This window comes from Streptomyces sp. NPDC002133 (assembly GCF_040296405.1).
Lineage (GTDB): Bacteria > Actinomycetota > Actinomycetes > Streptomycetales > Streptomycetaceae > Streptomyces.
This window is the reverse complement of record NZ_JBEOXF010000009.1, coordinates 66,980-86,833: the sequence shown is the minus strand read 5'-3', so window position 1 is coordinate 86,833 and position 19,854 is coordinate 66,980. Positions and strand designations below refer to the sequence as shown.

At 72.4% G+C, this 19,854-nt stretch carries 17 protein-coding genes and 1 pseudogene; 9 read left to right on the top strand and 9 right to left on the bottom strand.

All coding sequences use genetic code 11. The features are described 5' to 3' along the window. Nucleotides 1-55: 55 nt before the first annotated feature. The gene (locus ABT078_RS13205) at nt 56-1,045 is read right to left on the bottom strand and encodes a GlxA family transcriptional regulator (RefSeq protein WP_351226964.1); all 990 of its coding nucleotides are present in this window, start codon (nt 1,043-1,045) and stop codon (nt 56-58) included. Nucleotides 1,046-1,117: 72 nt separating this feature from the next. On the opposite strand from ABT078_RS13205, the gene ABT078_RS13200 reads away from it, so the two are divergent. Continuing rightward, nucleotides 1,118-2,458, top strand: a complete 1,341-nt coding sequence (locus tag ABT078_RS13200) for an MFS transporter (protein WP_351226962.1) — start codon at nt 1,118-1,120, stop codon at nt 2,456-2,458. A gap of 351 nt (nt 2,459-2,809) precedes the next feature. On the opposite strand, the gene ABT078_RS13195 is transcribed toward ABT078_RS13200, so the two are convergent. Further along, the gene (locus ABT078_RS13195) at nt 2,810-3,412 is read right to left on the bottom strand and encodes a flavin reductase family protein (RefSeq protein WP_351227123.1); all 603 of its coding nucleotides are present in this window, start codon (nt 3,410-3,412) and stop codon (nt 2,810-2,812) included. Nucleotides 3,413-3,814: 402 nt separating this feature from the next. Here ABT078_RS13195 and trpF point away from each other — a divergent pair. Next, nucleotides 3,815-4,039, top strand: a pseudogene (trpF, locus tag ABT078_RS13190) (phosphoribosylanthranilate isomerase); the annotation flags it as partial. Nucleotides 4,040-4,084: 45 nt separating this feature from the next. On the opposite strand, the gene ABT078_RS13185 reads toward trpF, so the two are convergent. The 3 genes from ABT078_RS13185 to ABT078_RS13175 all read right to left on the bottom strand — a co-directional run bounded on the left by ABT078_RS13185 (nt 4,085) and on the right by ABT078_RS13175 (nt 8,622). Beyond that, the gene (locus ABT078_RS13185; RefSeq protein WP_351226960.1) at nt 4,085-4,918 is read right to left on the bottom strand and encodes an enoyl-CoA hydratase/isomerase family protein; all 834 of its coding nucleotides are present in this window, start codon (nt 4,916-4,918) and stop codon (nt 4,085-4,087) included. A 43-nt stretch (nt 4,919-4,961) separates the two neighbouring features. Beyond that, complete coding sequence (locus ABT078_RS13180) at nt 4,962-7,184, bottom strand: acetate--CoA ligase family protein (protein ID WP_351226958.1); 2,223 nt, start codon at nt 7,182-7,184, stop codon at nt 4,962-4,964. 289 nt (nt 7,185-7,473) lie between these two features. Then, nucleotides 7,474-8,622, bottom strand: coding sequence for a flavin-containing monooxygenase (locus ABT078_RS13175; RefSeq protein ID WP_351226956.1), 1,149 nt, complete (start codon nt 8,620-8,622; stop codon nt 7,474-7,476). 137 nt (nt 8,623-8,759) lie between these two features. Here ABT078_RS13175 and ABT078_RS13170 point away from each other — a divergent pair, with 137 nt between their 5' ends. Then, nucleotides 8,760-9,209, top strand: a complete 450-nt coding sequence (locus ABT078_RS13170; RefSeq protein WP_351226954.1) for a DoxX family protein — start codon at nt 8,760-8,762, stop codon at nt 9,207-9,209. Beyond that, nucleotides 9,209-9,652: a Zn-ribbon domain-containing OB-fold protein gene (locus tag ABT078_RS13165; protein ID WP_351226953.1), complete on the top strand. Its 444-nt coding sequence runs from the start codon at nt 9,209-9,211 to the stop codon at nt 9,650-9,652. Before ABT078_RS13170 ends, ABT078_RS13165 begins: the two co-directional genes overlap by 1 nt. A 219-nt stretch (nt 9,653-9,871) precedes the next feature. On the opposite strand, the gene ABT078_RS13160 is transcribed toward ABT078_RS13165, so the two are convergent. The 3 genes from ABT078_RS13160 to ABT078_RS13150 all read right to left on the bottom strand — a co-directional run bounded on the left by ABT078_RS13160 (nt 9,872) and on the right by ABT078_RS13150 (nt 12,586). After that, the gene (locus tag ABT078_RS13160; RefSeq protein ID WP_351226951.1) at nt 9,872-10,600 is read right to left on the bottom strand and encodes a pyridoxine/pyridoxamine 5'-phosphate oxidase; all 729 of its coding nucleotides are present in this window, start codon (nt 10,598-10,600) and stop codon (nt 9,872-9,874) included. A 10-nt stretch (nt 10,601-10,610) separates the two neighbouring features. Further along, the gene (locus ABT078_RS13155; protein WP_351226949.1) at nt 10,611-11,036 is read right to left on the bottom strand and encodes a pyridoxamine 5'-phosphate oxidase family protein; all 426 of its coding nucleotides are present in this window, start codon (nt 11,034-11,036) and stop codon (nt 10,611-10,613) included. Nucleotides 11,037-11,395: 359 nt separating this feature from the next. Then, nucleotides 11,396-12,586, bottom strand: a complete 1,191-nt coding sequence (locus ABT078_RS13150) for a thiolase C-terminal domain-containing protein (protein ID WP_351226947.1) — start codon at nt 12,584-12,586, stop codon at nt 11,396-11,398. A gap of 427 nt (nt 12,587-13,013) precedes the next feature. Here ABT078_RS13150 and ABT078_RS13145 point away from each other — a divergent pair, with 427 nt between their 5' ends. The 3 genes from ABT078_RS13145 (at nt 13,014) to ABT078_RS13135 (ending at nt 15,178) form a co-directional block, all read left to right on the top strand. Then, a complete protein-coding gene (locus ABT078_RS13145) occupies nt 13,014-13,385 on the top strand; it encodes an iron chaperone (protein ID WP_351226945.1) in 372 nt (123 codons plus the stop codon). Nucleotides 13,386-13,466: 81 nt separating this feature from the next. Further along, a complete protein-coding gene (locus tag ABT078_RS13140; RefSeq protein ID WP_351226943.1) occupies nt 13,467-14,702 on the top strand; it encodes an acyl-CoA dehydrogenase family protein in 1,236 nt (411 codons plus the stop codon). Continuing rightward, nucleotides 14,702-15,178 (top strand): nitroreductase family deazaflavin-dependent oxidoreductase, encoded by a 477-nt coding sequence (locus ABT078_RS13135; protein WP_351226941.1) that lies wholly within the window; start codon nt 14,702-14,704, stop codon nt 15,176-15,178. The genes ABT078_RS13140 and ABT078_RS13135 overlap by 1 nt, the downstream gene beginning before the upstream one ends. Before the next feature lie 83 nt (nt 15,179-15,261). Here ABT078_RS13135 and ABT078_RS13130 read toward each other — a convergent pair whose 3' ends face one another. Continuing rightward, nucleotides 15,262-15,909 carry a TetR family transcriptional regulator gene (locus ABT078_RS13130; protein WP_351226939.1) on the bottom strand — a complete coding sequence of 216 codons (648 nt, stop codon included), beginning with the start codon at nt 15,907-15,909 and terminating at the stop codon, nt 15,262-15,264. Between the two features lie 273 nt (nt 15,910-16,182). On the opposite strand from ABT078_RS13130, the gene kbpA reads away from it, so the two are divergent. Together kbpA and afsK are read left to right on the top strand one after the other, a co-directional pair. Beyond that, entirely contained in the window at nt 16,183-16,974 is a 792-nt protein-coding gene (gene kbpA / locus ABT078_RS13125; protein ID WP_351226937.1) for an AfsK-binding protein KbpA, read from the top strand. Between the two features lie 110 nt (nt 16,975-17,084). Beyond that, nucleotides 17,085-19,508 carry a protein serine/threonine kinase AfsK gene (afsK, locus tag ABT078_RS13120; RefSeq protein WP_351226935.1) on the top strand — a complete coding sequence of 808 codons (2,424 nt, stop codon included), beginning with the start codon at nt 17,085-17,087 and terminating at the stop codon, nt 19,506-19,508. The last annotated feature ends 346 nt before the right edge of the window (nt 19,509-19,854 follow it).

Here is a 19,854-nt window from a genome sequence, read left to right as displayed (position 1 = left end):
TGAGGAAGGGCACCGAGGGCGTACCCGGCGGGTCCGGGGCGGACCCTCGACGCCTTCAGGGCGCAGGCGTCGTCGCCCGGAACGTACGCCGGTAGACCGTCGGCGGGACCCCCAGCGCGCTCTGCAGGTGCTGCCGCATCGACTGCGCCGTGCCGAAGCCCGCGTCCCGTGCCACCTGGTCCACCGACAGATCCGTCGTCTCGAGCAGCTGCCGCGCCCGCTGCACCCGCTGCTGCGTGAGCCACTGACCCGGGCTCACCCCGACCTGCTCGCGGAAGCGGCGGGTGAAGGTCCGTACGGACATGGACTCCTGCTCGGCCAGATCGCGCAGCTGGATCGGCCGGTGGAGATGCGCCAGCGCCCAGGCGCGCGCCTCCGACGTCGTCGCGACCTGCGGCTCGGGGACGGGGCGCTGGATGTACTGCGCCTGGCCGCCGTCGCGGTGCGGCGGCACGACGGTGCGGCGCGCGATGTCGTTGGCCACCGCCGTGCCGTGGTCGCGGCGCACGATGTGCAGGCACAGGTCGATGCCCGCGGCCACGCCGGCGGACGTGAGGACGTCGCCGTCGTCGATGAAGAGGACGTCGGCGTCCACCCTGACCTTCGGGAACAGCCGTTGGAAGTGCTCGGCGGAGGACCAGTGCGTGGTCGCGGGACGCCCGTCCAGCAATCCGGCCGCGGCCAGGACGTACCCGCCCGTGCAGATCGACACCATGCGGGTGCCGGGCCGCAGCCGGGCGAGGGCGGCGGCCAGCTCCGGGGTGAGCCGGCCCTCGTCGTGGACGGGACCGAGTTCGTAGGAGGTGGGCACGATCACCGTGTCGGCCGTCGCCAGTGCCTCCGGACCGTTCTCGACGAGCACGGCGAAGTCGGCGTCCGTCTGCACGGGGCCCGGCTGCCGCACCGAGCAGGTCACCACCTCGTACAGCCTCCGGCCCGAGGCGTCGGCCGCGCGGCCGAAGATGCGCTGCGGAATGCCCAGTTCGAAGGGGAGGCAGCCGTCGAGGGCGAGGACGACGACTCGGTGCCGCTGTGCGGGGGCCATGGCCCGATCATATCGAATGCTGTCCTTCAGGCCACTCGTCCCGCGGTGATCGCCCATCGGATGCTGGGTGACGTGACCAAGACAAGCGATCTCGCCGACGTCCCCGCCCAGCAAGGCGTGCGCCGTCCGCCCCGCCCGTGGCGGAGCCGCATCGTGCCACCGCACAGGGCGTGGTTCGTCGTCGCCGTCACGTTCGTGACGATCATCGGCGCGGCCGCGTTCCGTTCCCTGCCGGGGCTGCTGATCGACCCGCTGCACCAGGAGTTCGGCTGGTCGCGGGGCACGATCGGGCTGGCGGTCTCCATCAACCTCGCGCTGTACGGGATCACCGCGCCGTTCGCGGCGGCGCTGATGGACCGGTACGGCATCCGGAAGGTCGTCGCAGTCGCGCTCACGATCATCGCGGTCGGGTCCGGCCTGACCGTGTGGATGACGGCCGCGTGGCAGCTGCTGCTGTGCTGGGGCATGCTCGTCGGGCTCGGCACGGGCTCGATGGCGCTGGCCTTCGCGGCGACGGTGACGAACCGCTGGTTCACCGAGCGGCGCGGTCTGGTCACCGGCATCCTGACGGCGGCCGCGGCGTCCGGGCAGCTGATCTTCCTCCCCGTGCTGTCCTGGATCGTCCAGGAGCACCACTGGCGCCCGGCCGCCGTCACGGTCGCCCTCGCCGCGCTCGCGGTCGTCCCCTTCGTCTGGCTGCTGCTGCGCGACCACCCGGCAGACGTGGGGCTCGCCCCGTACGGCGCCGAGAAGTTCGTCCCGAAGCCCGCCCCGGTCCCGGGCGCCGCCCGCCGCACCGTCGACGTGCTGCTCTCGGCAGCCCGCACCGGCCCCTTCTGGCTGCTGGCCGGCACGTTCGCGATCTGCGGCGCCTCGACGAACGGCCTCGTCCAGACCCACTTCGTTCCCGCCGCCCACGACCACGGCATGCCCATCACGGCGGCCGCCTCGCTCCTCGCAGTGATCGGCGTCTTCGACGTCGTCGGCACGATCGCGTCCGGCTGGTTCACCGACCGCTTCGACGCCCGCCGTCTGCTCGCCGTCTACTACGCGCTGCGCGGCATCTCGCTGCTCTTCCTGCCGATGCTGCTGGCCCCGTCCGTGCACCCGCCGATGATCTTCTTCATCGTCTTCTACGGCCTCGACTGGGTGGCCACCGTGCCGCCGACGATCGCCCTGTGCCGCGACCACTACGGGGACGACTCGGCCATCGTCTTCGGCTGGGTCCTCGCCTCCCACCAGGTCGGCGCGGCGGTCGTCGCCTTCGCGGGCGGCATGGCGCGGGACGTCTTCGGCTCGTACGACGTCGTCTGGTACGCCTCGGGGGCGCTGTGCGCGGTGGCGGCGCTGATGGCGCTGGTTATCAGGCGGCGGGGCGGTGGCCGGGAAGTGCCTGCACCTGCTGCCGGGTGAGGCGGGCCGGTTGCGTCAGCTCGCGCGGTCGAGCAGCTCGAACCCGACACTGAGCCGCATCCCGAGCGCGGAGGCCAACCGTTCGAGCAGGGGCAGCGTCGGCATGCGCTCCCACCCGCCTCGAAGCGAGCCACGGCGGGCTGCTGCAGCCCGGCTGCCCGGGCCGGCTGGGCCTGGGTCATCCCCAGGGCCTCTCTGCGCGCCCGCACGGCGTGGCCGAGCTCGAAGCGCATACGGGTCGCCTCGTACGCTTCCCTGGCCTCGACGTCCCATGTCATCACAGGGACGATCGAGGAGCCGACGAACGCATCGGCGAAGAGCGGAGCGGGGCGCCGGCACCGGAGTCACGGCTTATGCGCTGAACCGCCCGAACCGCCCCCGGTGGAACAGCAGCGGGTCCGCGCCCGCGTCCTGGTCCGCGCCCAGGGCCTCCACCTTTCCGACCACGATGAGGTGGTCGCCGCCCGTGTGCACGGCCTGGATCGTGCAGTCGATCCACGCCGGTACGGAATCCAGTCGCGGCGACCCCGTCACGGGGGCGGGCGCATGGCCGACCCCCGCGAACTTGTCCGCCCCGCTCACCGCGAACGCCCGGCACAGCTCGCCCTGGTCCGCGCCCAGGACATTGACGCAGAAAGCTCCCGCGCGGGCGATACGTGGCCAGGTCGTCGAGGTACGGGCGACCATGAAGGCGACCAGCGGCGGGTCGAGCGAGAGGGACGCGAAGGACTGGCAGGCGAATCCGGCGGGACCGTCGCCCTCGTGGTCCGGGGCAGTGATGACGGTGACCCCGCTCGCGAAGTGACCGAGCACGCGACGGAATTCGCCGGGATCGACCGGCAGGCGCTCGTCGTCGCCGACGGCGCGCAGATCGGGGCGGGGGAGTGCCTCGAACGGCTCCGCGGACGTGGCGGCGCCGACCGACCTGAGGTAACGGACGGCGGTGGCCGCCATCCCTGCGTGTCCCATCACGCCTCCATTGAAGCTGACGGGTCGTCAGATAGGAAGGGGTGGGGGCGCGGGGCCGCCGAATGCGGCGCGCGTGTACGTCCGCGGTAGAATCGAACGCGTTCAAAAGATGGGGGTGGCCAAGATGGTCGACGTCGACCGGAGCGGTGCGTCCGCCGAGTCGCGCATACCCGCCCGGGACGAGTGGTCCCGGGCCACCGCCACGTCGGGCGCCGCGGGACAGGTGCTCGTGCTCGCATGCGTCGCCCCGTGTTCCTTGTCGGCCCGCCCGAGTACGGCGTGTTCCCCTGGGCCCGCAGGCTGCTTTTCGTGCTGCTCGGCCGGGTCGTGGTGTGATTCGCCTGCGGCGTCGCCCTCTGCGTTCGGCAGGTCCTCTTCGAACGGCGCGTGCCGGACGGCATCCTGCTGCTCGACGCGCCGGTGCCGGGCGCGGGTGGGACGTGGCACCGGGCGGGCAAGCGGCTTCCCGCCGCCGGGCAGAAGTGGCTCCTCGCCGGGGGACTCGCCCCGGACGACGTCGCGGAGGCGGTGCGCTCGGCCCGCCCGTGGGGCGTGGACGTCTCCAGTGGGATCGAGATCAGCCGGGGCGTGAAGAGCCCCGAGCGGCTCACCGCGTTCATCGAGGCCGCGCGTGGAGCCCGGTTGGGGGAGGATCCCCTACAGCCCCCGGTACGTCGGGGTCCGGCGTTCCACGAAGCTCGCCACACCCTCGTTCGCGTCCCGCGTCGTCATATTGATCTCCTGCGCCGCCGCCTCGGCCGCGAACGCCGTGCCGCGGTCGGTGTCGAGGGAGGCGTTGACCAGCTGCTTGGTCAGGGCGATGGCCCGCGTCGGGCCCAGGGCGAGGCGCTCGGCCCACTCACGGGCCGTCTTCTCCAGCTCCTCCGCCGGGACGACCCGGTTGACCAGCCCCATCCGCTCGGCGTCCGCGGCCGACAGCGCGTCCCCGAAGAACATCAGCTCCTTCGCGCGCTGCGGCCCGATCAGGCGTGGCAGCAGATACGCGCCGCCCCCGTCGGGGACGAGCCCGCGGCGCACGAACACCTCGATGAAGCGGGCGGATTCGGCGGCCAGGACCAGATCGCAGGCGAGGGCGAGATGCGCGCCGATGCCGGCCGCGGTGCCGTTCACCGCCGCGATCACCGGCTTCTCGCAGTCGAGTACGGCCGCGACGAGGCGCTGCGCGCCGCGTCGGATCGTGCGGGCGACGTCGCCCGCGACGCGCTCCCCGCCGTCCGACGGGGCTCCGCGCAGGTCGGCGCCCGCGCAGAAGCCCTTGCCGGTCGCGGTGATCACGACGGCGCGTACCGCCGCGTCGGCGGACGCGTCGGCGAGCAGCGCGATGATGCGCTCGCGCTGGTCCCAGGTGACGGCGTTCATGGCTTCGGGCCGGTTGAGGGTGATCCACGAGACGCCGTTGCCAGTGGTGTGCCTGACCGATGACTCAGGGGAATCAGCGCGCTCGGCGGATTCTTCGGGGGAGGAAGTCATGGGAGTACGGCTCCGATTCGTGGTCGGGCTGACGGTCGCCGTGTCAGCGGCATACGGCGAGCGCGTCCAGTGCCACCGCGCCCTGGCCGCGTGGCAGCACCATCAGCGGGTTGATGTCGAGCTCGGAGAGGTCGCCGCCGAGCTCGAGCGCCATCCGCTGCACCCGCAGGACGACCTCGACGAGCGCGTCCACGTCCACCGGAGGCCCGCCCCTGACCCCGTCCAGCAGGGCCCGCCCGCGCAGTTCGGCGAGCATCGAGCGGGCCTGGTCCTCACCGAAGGGCGGCACGCGGACCGCCGCGTCCTGGAGCACCTCCACCAGCACGCCGCCCAGGCCCACGGTCACGGTCGGGCCGAAGAGCGCGTCCTGGGTGACGCCGACGACCATCTCGACGCCGCGCTCGACCATCTGGCAGACGAGGATGCCGTCGAGGTCGATGCTCTCGTAGCGGGCGATGTCGGTCAGTTCGCGATAGGCGTCGCGGACCTGGCTGGCCGAGGTCAGCCCGATCTTCACCAGGCCCAGCTCGGTCTTGTGCGCGAGCTGCGGCGCGGACGCCTTCATCACCACCGGGTAGCCGACCAGGCCCGCCGCCCGCACCGAGGCCGCCGCACTGGTCACCAGCTGCTCGCGTGGCACGCGGATGCCGTACGCCCGCAGGAGCTGCTTCGCCGCGTGCTCGCTGAGCCGGTGGCCGGGACGGAGCAGGGCCTGCGCCTTGCGGAAGGACGGGGATAGGGTGCGGGGAGCCTCGTCGAGGGGCGAGCGGTAGCCGGTCGTGAAGCGGTGGTGGTCGAGATACGCCCTGACCGCGGTGATGCAGTTGCCGAACGTGCGGAAGGTGGCGACCCGCGACGACCCGAGCAGGGTCGTGCGGTAGGCCTCCTCCGTGCCGACGGGCGAGCCCCACACCACGCACACCAACTTGTCCGTCGTCTCGGCCGCGTCCACGAGGTCCTGGGCGAGCTTGTCGCTCATGGGCGGGAAGGGGCCGGTGATCGGGCAGATCAGCACGCCGACCTGAGGGTCGGCGAGGAGCGCGTCGATGATCTTGCGGCCCCGCCAGTCGCCCACGGGGTGCCCGCCGTTGTCGACGGGGTTGGCGACGTTCAGATACTCCGGGATCCATTGATGCAGTTCGGCCTGCTTGGCTCCGGACAGCGCCGGCAGCCGCAGTCCGGCCGCGGTCGCCAGGTCCGAGAAGTGCGCGCCCGTGCCGCCCGAGATCGAATAGACGACGACGCCGTCGGTCTGCGGCTTCCGTGCCCGCGCCAGCAGCGCCGCCGTGTCCTGGAGTTCGTCGAGCCCGTCCACGCGGATCACGCCGTACTGCCGCATCGCCGCGTCCACCACCTGGTCGGCGCCGGTCAGTTTGCCGGTGTGCGAGGCCGCCGTCCGCGCGCCCGTCTCGGTCCTGCCCACCTTGACCGCCACGACCGGTACGCCGCTGCGCGCGGCCCGGTCGGCGGCGAGCAGAAAGGAGCGTCCGTCCTTGAGCCCTTCCATGTAACAGGCGATGGCCCCGATTTCGGGCCGCCCGGCGAAGTACGAGATGAAGTCGGCGGTCTCCAGGTCGGCCTCGTTGCCGGTGGGTGCCCAGTGGGAGAGCCGAACGCCCAGTTCCTGCATCGTGAAGACGGGCCGGCCCTGGTGGCCGGACTGGGTGATGAGCGCGATGGCCGGGCCCTGGAGATCGTCGCGGAACCTCTCGAAGGCGTTGAGGTTGGTGTTCGGCCCGAGCAGCCGCAGTCCCGACCGCTCCACGGCCGCGGCCAGCCGTTGCTGGGCGGCCGCGCCCTCCTCGCCGGTCTCCGCGAACCCGGAGGCGAAGGCCACGGCGAACTTCACCTTGGCCCGGGCGAGTTCCTCGACGACCGCAAGCGGGTCGCCGACGAGCAGCACGGCCAGGTCGACCTGCTCCGGCAGGTCCGCGACGGAGGGGACACAGGGCAGCCCGAAGACGGCGCTGCGGCTCGGATGCACCGGATGCAAGCGTGCCCCGACCCGCTCGGCCCAGGCGATCAGCTGCCGCGTGATGCCGGTGTTGGGACGGCCGTCGGTATCCGATGCGCCGACGACGGCGACCGACTCGGGCCGGAAGAACCGGTCCAGATCGGGGACGGGCGTATACAACGGCCGGCCGCTCACATCCAGATCGCCCTCGCTCGCGGCGAGTCCGTGGACAGCGGGCCCGGTCTGCTCTCCGCAGGCCACGACTCGGGCGCGGAGGTCGGTGGTGAGGGTGCCGTGGGTCGATCCAAGCATCGCTTCGCCCGCTCCTTGCTCGTCGGCCAAGTCAACTGACGCATAGTCAGATTAGCGAACTGACGACCAGTCAGGAACTGTCGTGCAGGGGGCGCGCGGGTCCGCCTCGGTGCCGCGCACCTTCGGCCCCCTCGTGAGTCTTCCCGGCGCACCGCCGTTCCTCCCCGGGGAGCAGGGGGGCGGCCGCTGCCGTTCGACCCGAACGTCGGGAACGGCAAGGCGAAGCCCGACCCTCGACCCGGTCGTCCGACGGCCGCGGCCCGGATCTCCGGCGCGCCCGGCCTGTGCCTCAGCTCGCCAGAGCCCTGGCGATCTTCCGGGCGTCCAGGGCCATTTCGCGGAACATCCCGCTGATCGGGTTGGTGAAGCCGGTGAAGTACAGGCCGGGCGTCTCGCGCGCGCTCCGGCCCCCGTGCACCACCGGGCGGCCGCGCTCGTCCAGGACGCCGAGGTGGCCGACCAGGGGCTCCAGGGCGCGGCAGTAGCCGGTGGCCGCGATGACCGTGTCGGGGGAGAGGCGGGAGCCGTCGGCCAGGACGACCTTGTCGCCGTCGAAGGACTCGACCGCGGCGACCGGTTCGACGCGGCCCGCGCGGATCGCGTCGATCAGACCGACGTCCTGGACCGGGATGGCGCCCTGTCCGACGCGCGAGTACAGGCCCGTGTCCGGGCGGGGAAGCCCGTGGGCCGAGAGGTCGGGTACGGCCACGCGGGCCAGCAGGCCGCCGGCCTTGTCCACCATCCGGACCGGGAGGCGCCGGACCAGGATGCCGGTGCGCTGGGCGGGCCAGCCCGCCGTCGAGCGGCGCACGATGTGGGGCACGGTGCGTATCGCCAGGCGCACCCGGGAGGCGCCGCCCTCGACCAGGTCGACGGCGATCTCGGCGCCCGTGTTGCCGACACCGACGACCAGGACGTCCTTGCCGGCGTACGGGGCGGGGTCGCGGTAGGCGGAGGCGTGCAGCAGTTCGCCCGGGTACGCGTCGCGGCCCGGCCAGTCCGGCAGGCGCGGGGTGTGGTTGTAGCCGGTGGCCACGACGACCGCCCGGCCGGAGAGGCGGCGGCCCCCGGACGCGTGCAGGACCCAGTCGGATCCGGCGCGCTCGATCCGCGAGACCTCGACGCCCGTCACCAGCTCCAGCTCGTGGAACTCCGCGTACTTCTCCAGGTAGCGGATCACGTTGTCGCGCGAGACCCACCGCCCGAACTTCCGCGGCATGGCCAGGCCCGGGAGCCCGGACAGGCGACGCGTCGTGTGCAGGTGCAGCCGGTCGTAGTGGCCGCGCCAGGAGGCGCCGACGGACTCCGACTTCTCCAGGACGACGGCCCGTACGCCCCGCTCCCGCAGCGCGGCCGCTGCGGCGAGGCCGCCGGGACCCGCTCCGATGACGTAGACGGGGCGGTCGTTCGTGAGATCCATGGCTCTGTGATCGGGCATGGGCGCCCAGCGTAACGGTGCCCCGTTGCGAATCGGTCACGAGGGGACGACCTCTTGCGCTTCGTGTGCCCCGTCCGGTGAACTGACGTATCGTCAGATAGTCCGGATCCCGGAGATCTCAGGAAGGGGAGCCCGTCATGCAGACCGTCTGGCTCACCGGCGCCGAATGGCTCGCCGTGCTCCGCATCGGCCTCGGCCTGTGGTGGCTGGAGAGCTGGCGGCACAAGGACAGGAAGGGCTGGTTCGAACGCGGCACCGGCATCGCCTGGGCTGCCGACGTCGCGGCGAAGCACCGGTGGGAGCCGGTGCGATCCGGCTTCGACACGGTCGTCGCACCCCGGCCCAAGGTCGTGGCGTACGTCGTCGTCTACGCCGAGCTCGCCCTCGGCCTGGGCCTGATCACCGGCTTCCTCACGCCGATCGCCCTGGTCGGCGGGCTGCTCCTCAACCTCCTCTATCTCGTCCTGATGATCCACGACTGGGCCGAGCAGGGGCAGAACGCGATGATGGCGCTGATATCGCTCGTCGCCCTCTTCGCGATGTCCTGGCAGACCTGGTCACTCGACAGTGCGATCGGACTCTTCTGATGACCGGTGCCGCGACCCCCGACATCGACGACTTCACCCGGCCCTACTGGGACGCGGCGGCCGAGGGTCGACTGCTCGTCCGCCGCTGCGGCGCGTGCGGGCGGGCCCACCACTATCCGCGCGAGTTCTGCCCGCACTGCTGGAGTGGGGACGTCACCTGGGAGCGGGCGAGCGGGCGCGCGACCCTCTACACCTGGTCCGTCGTCCACCGCAACGACCTGTTGCCCTTCGCCGGCCGTACGCCCTACACGGCGGCCGTCGTCGACCTCGCCGAGGGCCCGCGCATGATGACCGGGATCGTGGACTGCGCGGAGGCGGACCTGCGGATCGGGATGGAGCTGGAGGTGACCTTCCACGTAGAGGAAGGGAACGGGGCGGATGGGAACGGTGCGGAGGGTAGCGGGACGACGGTGCCGGTGTTCCGGCCGTCCGCGAGAAGCTGACGGGTGCAGGCCTCGGGGAATCCGGGGCCGGCGTCCGCCCTACGGCCGAACCGGCCGGTCGGCGCTCGTGGTCGGGTGAGCCGCAGACCGGGGTCGAGGCCCGGGTCGGGCGATGCCCCTGACCTCGGGCGAGCAGTCGGGCGTGTTCGAGCCCTTGACCGCGCAGACGGCCATCAGGACCGTCTGTCCCTCGACGAGGCCGGGGCCCCGGTGTGTGGGCTACGGCCAGAGCAACTCCCGCACCCAGCCGGCCCCTTCGCGCCGGTAGCGCAGCCGTACGTGCCTGCGGCGCGCGTCGCCCTGGAAGAACTCCACCTCCGCCGGCTCGAGCACGTAGACCGTCCAGGTGCCGGACGCGGCGTCCGGCTCGCACGCCGCGCGCTCCCAGGCCGCCTCGCTCGCCCGGATCAGGTCGCCGTAGTCGGCGAGCACGTCGGACTGCCGGCCCACCAGTGCCGCGGCCAGCGCCCCCGTCGAGCGGGCGTGGAGATCGTCGTACGCCTCCTGCGGCGTACCCGGCACGACCCGGCCCCGTACCCGGATCTGGCGGCCCTGCGTGGGCCAGTAGAAGCCGAGCGCGGCCTGTGGGCGGGCGGCGAGCTGGCGGCCCTTCGTGCTGGTGGCGTGGGAGGCGAAGTGCCAGCCGCGCTCGTCCGCGTCGTGCAGCATCAGGATGCGGACGTCAGGGCGGCCGTCCTCGTCGACGGTGGCGAGGCTCATGGTGTGCGGCTCGGGCTGGCCGGCGGCCGCCGCCTCGGCGAACCACCGCCGGAAGAGCGGCAGTGGTTCGCCGGGTACCCGCTCGGGGTCGAAAGCGGGCAGTTCGGTGTCCCAGACCGGCAGGGACCTCAGCAGCTCGTGGAATGCGTCCGCTGTGTCGGTTGTGTCCGGCGTGACCGTGGTGTTCGTTGCGTCGGCGTCCGTGCCCGCGTTGCGCTCATGCGTCATGCCTGGATCATCACAGCTTCCCGAGGTCGGCCGACAGCCAGTGCTCCGGGCGCATCCGGATCACCACCTGCTCGCCGTGGTTCTTCTCGGAGAAATCGATGTACGCGTCGAGCTTCTCCGCCGGGACGTAGCGGGCCGAGAGCTCCCGGAGCACCTCGCGGGTCCCCGGGGCCGTCCCCGTCACGGGCCCCTCGACCGAGACGTACCGGATGGTGGGCTCGAGGCGGTCGGCCATGAGCGAGAAGTGTCCCGCCGTGGCGATCAGTTCGTGCTTGCGGGAGCCACGGCCGGTCAGGATCCAGAGCTCGCCGCCCGGCTCGTACTGGTACCAGATCGGCACCGTGAGCGGTCCACGACCCTCTTCGCCGGCCACCGACAGGGCCGCGACATGGGGCTCGGCCAGGAACTGTTCGCGCTCTTCCCGGGACAGGGGCACCGTTGTCTCCTTCGCTCGGTTGTGGGTCGTGACGGGCTGGGCGATCCACGGTCCACTGTGTCGCACGCGCCGCTCTTCGTACCGGCGGACGCGCGGATGTGGACGCCCGGAGCACGGGGCCGTGTCCCGGTCCAGTTGGGCTGGGCGGCCGCCGGGCCCGCAGCCGCGACCATCGCCGCGGCAGCGGCGACTGCGATTCCCCCGACCCGGCCGAACTGACGCAACGTCATAGTTCTTCCCGTGCAGGCCCGATGATGTTCCGGAAGCTTGCGCGCTCCACCGAACCACATCGCTGCCCCTCACCACCATTCGGATGAGTGATCTTCCCTCACGGAAGGCATGGCGCGGGGGCGGGTGGATCAGTGGTCCCGTCCCAGCACCACCGTCCCGGCAGAGCAGAACCAGCCGCCCGTCCCCGAGGCCACCGCCAGCTCCGGAAGGCTTCCGTCAGTGCGGCGTACCTGATGGCCGCCGGCCTCCCCGCGCAGTTGGCGCACCGCCTCGACGAGCAGGAACAGCCCGCGCATTCCCGGATGGCAGGCGGACAGACCGCCGCCGTCGGTGTTCACCGGCAGCTCGCCGTCCAGTCGTAGCCGCCCCTTCTCGACGAATGCCCCGCCCTCGCCCTTCGCGCAGAAGCCGAGGTCCTCCAGCGTCACCAGCGTCATATAGGTGAACGCGTCGTAGATCTCGGCGATGTCGATGTCCTGCGGGCGCACCCCGGCCCGCTCGAAGGCCAGCCGCCCGCTCACCGCCGCCGGTGAGACGGTGAAGTCCGCCCACTCAGACATCGTGGTGTGCGAGACGTGCTCGCCCGTGCCGAGGATCCACACCGGGGGCCTCGCCGTGTCCGGCACGTACTCCTCGGCCGCCAGAAGTACCGCGCAGCCGCCGTCGCTGCGGATGCAGCAGTGCAGTTTGGTGAACGGATCGGCGATCATCGGGCCGCCCAGGACGTCGTCCACGGTGATCGGCTCGCGGAACATCGCATCGGGGTTGTGCGACGCGTTCGCCCGCGCCTGCACGGCGACCTCGGCGAGCTGCTCCAGGGTGGTGCCGTACTCGTGCATGTGGCGGCGGGCGGCCATCGCGTACTTGGCGATCAGCGTGTGCCCGTACGGCACCTCGAACTGCAGCGGCCCCCGCCCGCCGAAGGACAGGTTCGACGTGCGGCGTCCGGCTCGGATGTCGGCGCGCGCGGTGGAGCCGTAGACGAGCAGCACGGCGTTGGCATGACCCGCGGCGATGGCGTCGGCGGCGTGCGCCGCCATGACCTCCCAGGTGGCGCCGCCGACGGCGGTGGAGTCCACCCAGCGGGGCCGCAGCCCTAGGTACTCGGCCACCTCGACCGGAGCGAGCGTGCCGAGGCCGGCCGACGCGAGGCCGTCGATGACGCTCCGTTCGAGCCCGGAGTCGGCGAGCGCGCGGCGCGCGGCCTGGGCGTGCAGGGCGTAGGGGGTGGGGCCGTCGACGCGGCCGCAGTCCGAGAGGGATATGCCGACGACGGCGACCTTGCGGGGGAAGCGAGGGGTGCGCGGGGTGGAAGGCATGAATCTGACGGTACATCAGATATGGAGGGTCGGGGACGTCAGCAGCGGCGGGGCTTCGCGGCCCGGCCAGTGCCCAGGCCTCGCGGCCGGGTTCCGCGGCCGGGTTCCGCGGCCGGGTTCCGCGTCCGGGTCCTGCGTCCGGATCCTGTGTCCGGGTTCCGCGTCCGGGTCCTGCGTCCGGGTTCCGCGTCCGGACACGACGGCCGGACGCGACGGCCGGGTCCTGCGACTGGGTCCGGTGGTCGGGACCGTGCGGCCGGCCATGCGGTGGTCCTGCGGCTGCACCTGGTGGCCGCGTCAAGCGTTCGGGCCTGTCGGACCGACGAGGCGGCGCCGGTCCTGCGGCTCGGACCGGGCGCCCGGACCGGCCCACCGGCCCGGCCGCGGAGTCCGTGAGGCGCCGTCGCCCCGGCGGTAGGCTCGCGGTATGCCCCGATCCACAGCGGAAGACGTCGACGGCTACCTCACGGAGGTGGCGGAGCCCGACCGGCTGACGGTCCTCATCCGGATCCGCGAGCTCTGCCGCACCGAGCTCGACGGCTACGAGGAGGTCATGGCGTACGGCATGCCCGCCTACCGCCGTCCGGGCGGTGAGCCCGAGATCGCCTTCGCCAACCAGAAGCAGTACGTCTCCTTCTATCTGATGCGCCCGGACGTGCGGGAAGGCTTCGAGGAGCGGCTCGCCGACCAGGACATGGGCAAGGGCTGCCTGCGCTTCCGGCGCACGGAGCGGGTCGACTTCGGCCTCGTACGGGATCTGCTGAAGACGACCGCGGCCGGGCCCGGCGAAGTCTGCTGATCCGGTTCTGTGGTCCGGGGCTCTGTGTTTCTGGGGCGCCCGCCCCTAACATGACGCCCCGTCAGTCACGGAGGGGAGCCCATGGACGCCGCCTTCAGCCCGGAACAGTCCGCAATCCGCCGCACCCTGCGCACGGCGCTGTCGCGGGGGGCGCCTCCGGGACCCGCCGCCGGCGGCTCCGGGCCCGGGTACGACCCCGCGCTGTGGGCGCGGCTCGCCGATGAGCTCGGGCTGCCCGGGCTTGCGCTGCCCGAGGCGTACGGGGGCGTCGGCGGCGGCACCGTGGAGCTTGCGCTCGCCTTCGAGGAGGCGGGGCGGGCGCTCGTGCCGTTGCCGCTGTTCGCCACCGCCGGACTGGCCGCGCCGCTGATCACCGCACTCGGCAGCGAGCAGCAGCGCGCCGCGCTGCTGCCGGCCATCGCCGACGGGTCGCTCACCGCCGCCCTCGCGGTCCCCGGCGGACACCTCGCCACCGCGCTCGGGCTCACCGGGGACAACGCCGCCGGGACGTGGGCGGGCGGCGGCCGGGCCGGCGGCATACAGGCGAGGCCCTCACCGCAGGGCGGCGGCTGGCTGCTGTACGGAGAGGCCGAGCAGGTCCTGGACGGCCACAGCGCAGGGCTGCTCATCGTCGCCGCACACACCGGCGGCTTCGCGCGCGGACGCACCCTGCTCTTCCTCGTGCGCACAGCCGGGACGGAAGGCCTGGCCCGCAGCCGCTGGACCGCCCTCGACGAGACCAGGCCCCAGGCTCGCATCGAACTCCGCGACACACACGCCGAGTTGCTCGGCGAAGCCGGCGGCGACGGCGACGACGGAACGGGCGGCGCGAACGCCGGCGTACCGGCCGCACTCTCCGCCGCAGGCCGCACCGCCGCCGCGCTCCTCGCCGCCGAAGCCGTCGGCTCTGCCGCGTCCGCCCTCGACCGCACCGTCGAGCACGTGAAGGGACGCGAGCAGTTCGGCCGCCCCATCGGCTCGTTCCAGGCCGTCAAGCACCGCCTCGCCGATCTTTACGTACGGGTCCAGGCGGCGCGCTCGGCCGCCTACTACGCGGCATGGGACCCGGATGCCGGCCCTCTCGCGCTCGCCCAGTGCCTGGAAGCGCTCCGCGTCGTCACCGGCGAGGCCATCCAGCTGCACGGCGGCATCGGCTTCACGTGGGAGCACGAGGCGCACCTGTACTTCAAGCGGGCGGCGTCCGACGAGCTGCTGTTCGGTCCGGTCCACCGGCTGCGCGCCCGCGCGGCGGAGTCGGCGGGCCTGTTCGCGGGCCCCGCCGGGGACCCGCTCGCCCGAGAGGAAGTGACCGTCTGATGGCCCCCGGAGCCCGCCTGGTGCAGAAGGTGTCCTCGACCCGGACCTTCGCGAAGATCGCCCCGCACTTCATCCCGGCCATGGACCGGGCCTTCCACCGCCTCACCCGAGGAAAGGTCCTGCTCAGCGCCCAGATGCTGCCCGGAGTGGTCCTCACCGCGCAAGGGGCGCGATCGGGCCTGCCGCGCCGTACCCCGCTCGCCTGCATGCCGGAGGAGGCGGCCGGCACCTGGATACTGATCGGCTCCAACTTCGGGCGCGAGGGTCACCCGGCCTGGACGGGAAACCTGCTCAAGCACCCCGACGCCGAGATCAGCTGGAAGGGGGAGGACATCCCCGTGCGTGCGGAGCTCCTCACCGGCGAGGAGCGGGAGGAGGCATGGCGGGCGGTACTCGCCTTCTGGCCGCCGTACGCGAAGTACCAGGCGAGGGTGGAGCGCGAGATCAGACTGTTCCGGCTGACGCGGCGCGGGTGAGCGTACCCAGGACGGTGTGATGTGTGCGGGCGCGCCCGTGTGACAGGACAGGCGTGGGCGCGCCCGTGATCGCGACCCGGTCGCTACTTCGTGGGCTTCTTGCCCGTGATGCCCAGGTGCACCAACAGTGCGAGATTCGGCTTCAGTTCGGCCTGCTTCACGCCCCAGGTCTGGAAGCCCTTCTGGTGGGAGGCCACCGCCGCGAGCATCGCGACCAGTGAGCCGGCCATCGCCGCCGGGCTCACGTCCTTGTCGACCTTGCCCTTGGACTGGAGCTCCTTCACCGACTCCGTAAGGGAGTTGGTGACCGAGTTGAGGATCTTCATGCGGATCTTGTAGAACCGTTTGTCCCCCTCGGCGGCACCGAGGTCCACGACGCGCAGGATCGCGTCGTGCTTGCGCCAGAAGTCGAGGAAGCCCTCGACGAGCTCCTCGGCGGTCTGCCAGCCGGCCTTGCCGACCCAGGAGCGGCCGGACACGAGCGCCGTCAACCCGGCGCCCTCGTTGGCCATTTCCTCGGCGATCTCGAGGACCGCGCCCTCGACGTCCGGGAAGTACTGGTAGAAGGTCGCGGGTGACGTACCCGCCTTGCGGGCCACGTCGATGACCTTGACGTCCCGGTACGGCGAGGAGCTGAGCATCTCGCTGAGGCAGTCGAGCAGCTTCTGCCGCGTCGCCTGGCCGCGTCGACCGGCCACGCGGCCGTCGACAGTGCGTACTTGTCCTGTCATGCCGTCAGCTTACCGAGGGGTGATCGGCGCGCGATTCGGCCGACTGCAAATGGGGTGCGTCCCTCGTCTGGGTCAATAGTGTTATCAACAGCCTGTGGATAACTTCGGTGGACAACTCAACTACCGGCCCCTCGTGCCGGCGGCGTGCTTCTGTGCGCTCCCTGCGTGCGCCGGGCCGCGCTCTCCGCTTGACTGTGACTGGCGTCACATGCCTTGTGTACGGGAAGTACAAGACGGGCAGGAAGTGGCAGAAGCGCAGGAAGGGGTCAGGTCATGGCCGTATTCACGGAGGGCATGCCCTGCTGGGTGGACGCCCAGCTGCCCGATCTCGAAGGGGGCAAGCGCTTCTACGGCGACCTGTTCGGCTGGACGTACGGATCGTACGAAAAGGACGAGGCCGAGCGGTACGGCCACTACACCGAGGCCTTCCTCGACGGAGAGCTCGTCGCCGGCCTCGTGCCCAAACGGGACGGCCGCATGCCCACGACCTGGGGCGTCTACTTCGCCACCGACGACGCCACCAGGACCGCCCGCAGGATCGGGGAGGCCGGCGGCCAGGTGATCACGGCCCCGGTGCCGGTCGGCCGCCACGGCACGACGGCGCTGGCGGCGGACCCCGGTGGCGCCGTGTTCGGGCTCTGGCAGAAGGGCGAACACGCGGGCTTCGAGGTCCAGGGCAAGCCCGGCTCGTTCTGCTGGACCGAGGTCTACACAAGGGAGAAGGAAGCCGTCGACCGCTTCTACGCCGACGTCTTCGGGATCCAGGGCACTCAGCTGCCCGACGACGACGTCGACTATCTGATGTGGTCGCCCGCCGGCACCGAACCCGGCGAGGACACCGCGATCGGCGGCCGCAGCGTGATCACCGACGCCTTCCCGGCCGAGCTGCCGTCCCACTTCCTCGTCTACTTCTCCGTGGCGGACTGCGACGGGACGGTGGAAACGGTGACCGCCCTCGGCGGCCGCGTCACGGCACCACCCTTCGACATCCCGTACGGACGGATGGCGGTCCTGACGGACAACCAGGGCGCCGCCTTCGCCGTCCTCGCCGAGCCGTCAAAATAACCCGAGACACCCCGGAACGCCCCCGGGTTCGCAACCGTGCCCTCCGGCAGGAACAATCAGGGGCGACGGGGCCGTACCTACATGGCCCGTACGGGGAGGTGGCAGGCGAAGTGGAGCAGCTGACGCAGCACGACCCGAGGCGGATCGGCCCCTTCGAGGTGCTCGGACGGCTCGGAGCCGGCGGCATGGGGCTGGTCTATCTCGCACGGTCGGCGTCCGGCCGGCGCGTGGCGATCAAGACGGTGCGCACGGAGCTCGCCGAGGACCAGCTGTTCCGCGTCCGCTTCACGCGCGAGGTCGAGGCCGCACGAGCGGTCTCCGGCTTCTACACCGCGGCCGTGGTCGACGCCGACCCGCGCGCCGCCGTGCCGTGGCTCGCCACCGCGTACGTGCCCGCGCCCTCGCTCGAAGAAATAGTGAACGAGTCCGGGCCGCTCCCGGCCCAGGCCGTGCGCTGGCTCGCGGCCGGGATCGCCGAGGCCCTGCAGTCCATCCACGGCGCCGGGCTCGTCCACCGCGACATGAAGCCCTCGAACGTCCTCGTCGTCGAGGACGGGCCCCGCGTGATCGACTTCGGTATCGCGTCCGGGGTGTCCAACACCCGGCTGACCATGACGAACGTCGCGGTCGGCACGCCCGCCTACATGTCGCCCGAGCAGGCCCGCGACTCCCGCAGCGTGACGGGCGCGAGCGATGTCTTCTCGCTCGGGTCGACCCTGGTGTTCGCCGCGACCGGTCACGCACCCTTCCACGGCGCGAACCCCGTCGAGACCGTGTTCATGCTGCTGCGCGAAGGGCCCGACCTGGCAGGGCTCCCTGACGAGCTGCGCCCGCTCATCGAGTCCTGCATGCAGATGGAGGCCGGGCGGCGCCCCAGCCCCGAGGACCTGCAGGCGCAGCTCGCGCCGCACCTCTTCTCGTCCGGCAGTGACGACAGCGGCACGGCGACGGCGTGGCTGCCCGGCGGGGCCGTGTCGATGATCGAGCAGCGAGCCGGGCGGATGTCGAACGCGAACGCCGGTGCCGGCGGGCGCCGGCCCGACACACCCCCCGCACCGCCGAGACCCGAACGCGCCCCCGACCCCGCGCCCGACTGGGACGGCGCGTGGCGCGGCGGCAACGACCCCCGCACCGGGCACGCACCACCTCACGGGCCGATCGCCCCCCAGCCCGCGGCCGACGGGCCCGTACGCCTCGCGGGCGCCCAGATCCCGATCGGCCCGGGCCCGCGGGTCGCCGACGCCCGCGGGACCGCCGTCGCCGACGCGGGTCCCGCCACCGGCTGGGTCCGCGCGCCGGGCGGCAACGAGGCCGCCACCAGCGCCATGCCCGCTCCCACCGCCGCCACCGCCCACGGCGCACCGCCCGTCCCGTCGGCCGACGGCAGCCCGGCGCGCTGGCGGCCCTGGCGGTTCCGGATGTCGAACGACGTCTGGGGCACCCCGGTCGTCGACGGCGATCTGCTCTACGTCACCTCCTTCGAGGTGCACGCCCTGGACGTGGCCAGCGGCCGCCGCCAGTTCAAGACCCGCGACGTGGCCTGGGCGATGGCCGTGACCGGCGGGCGTATCCACGCGTCCGACGGCCCCACGCTGTACGCCCTCGACGCCGAGGACGGCAGCGAGTGCTGGCGGCTCGCTACCGACGCCTGGGTCTACTCGCTCAGGGCAGCCCGGGGCACCGTCGTCACCGGCACCCGCGGCGGCGGCGCACAGGGCTGGGAGGCCTCCACCGGTGAGAGGCTCTGGGAGATCACCGGCGCCCAGACCGACTTCGAGACCCCCGAGGCCGGGCCCGCCCTGTTCGACGACACCGTCTACGTGTGGCGCAACGCCCGCCTCCAGGCCCTCGACGCCCGTACCGGCTCGGAACGCTGGTCCTACCCGGTCGGCGACGCCGCCTCCTGCGGTGGCGTACCGGTCCGCGTCAACCAGGCGCCGGACGGGTGCACGTACATCTCGGCCGGCACCCGGGTGCTGTGCGTCGACACCGTGAGCGGCCATGTGCGCTGGCACTTCGAGGCACCGGCCGTCTTCCTCTGCCCGCCCGCGTTCGTTCCGGGCCCGGCGGTGACCGGCGGCGGTGTGTACCTCGCCGACTATCTCGGCACGGTGTACGCACTCGACGCCACGACCGGCAAGGACCGTTGGCGTATCGCCACCGAGTCCCGCAAGTCGGTCGAGCCCGTCCTCGTCGCCGGTGGCAGCATCCACGTCGGCAGCGGCAGTGCCCTGTACACGCTGGACGCGGTCACCGGCACGCCCAAGTGGCGGTTCGCGGCCGGGGGAGAAGTCATCGGCACCCCCGTCGTCGCGGACGGCCGCGTGCACTTCGGCTCCGCCGACCATGTGCTGTACACGCTGGACGCGGGCGGGGGCCAGCTGCGCTGGAAGCTCGCGACCGGTGGCGAGATCACCGGCTCCCCGGTGGCGCGCAACGGGGTCGTGTACGCCTGCTCGAAGGACCGCTGCGTCTACGCCCTGGACGCGGTCAAGGGCACGGCAACGGGCCGCGGCGGTTCGACGACGCGCTGACGGCGTCCGCGGCCGCCTCCGGGGGTCCGTTTGTGTGTGCCCGGTACCACCGGTCGGTCCTGGGCGTCTGTCCTCGAGCGCCGGACGGGCTTGGCGTGGGCCGGTGCCTCGTCGGTGGCCTGGGTGTCCGTACTCAATGGCCGGACGGGTTTGGGTGTCCCGGTAGCGGACCGGCGGCCGGGGCGTCTGTCCTCGAGCGCCGGACGGGCTTGGCGTGGGCCGGTGCCTCGTCGGTGGCCTGGGTGTCCGTGCTCAATGGCCGGACGGGTTTGGGTGTCCCGGTAGCGGACCGGCGGCCGGGGCGTCTGTCCTCGAGCGCCGGACGGGCTTGGCGTGGGCCGGTGCC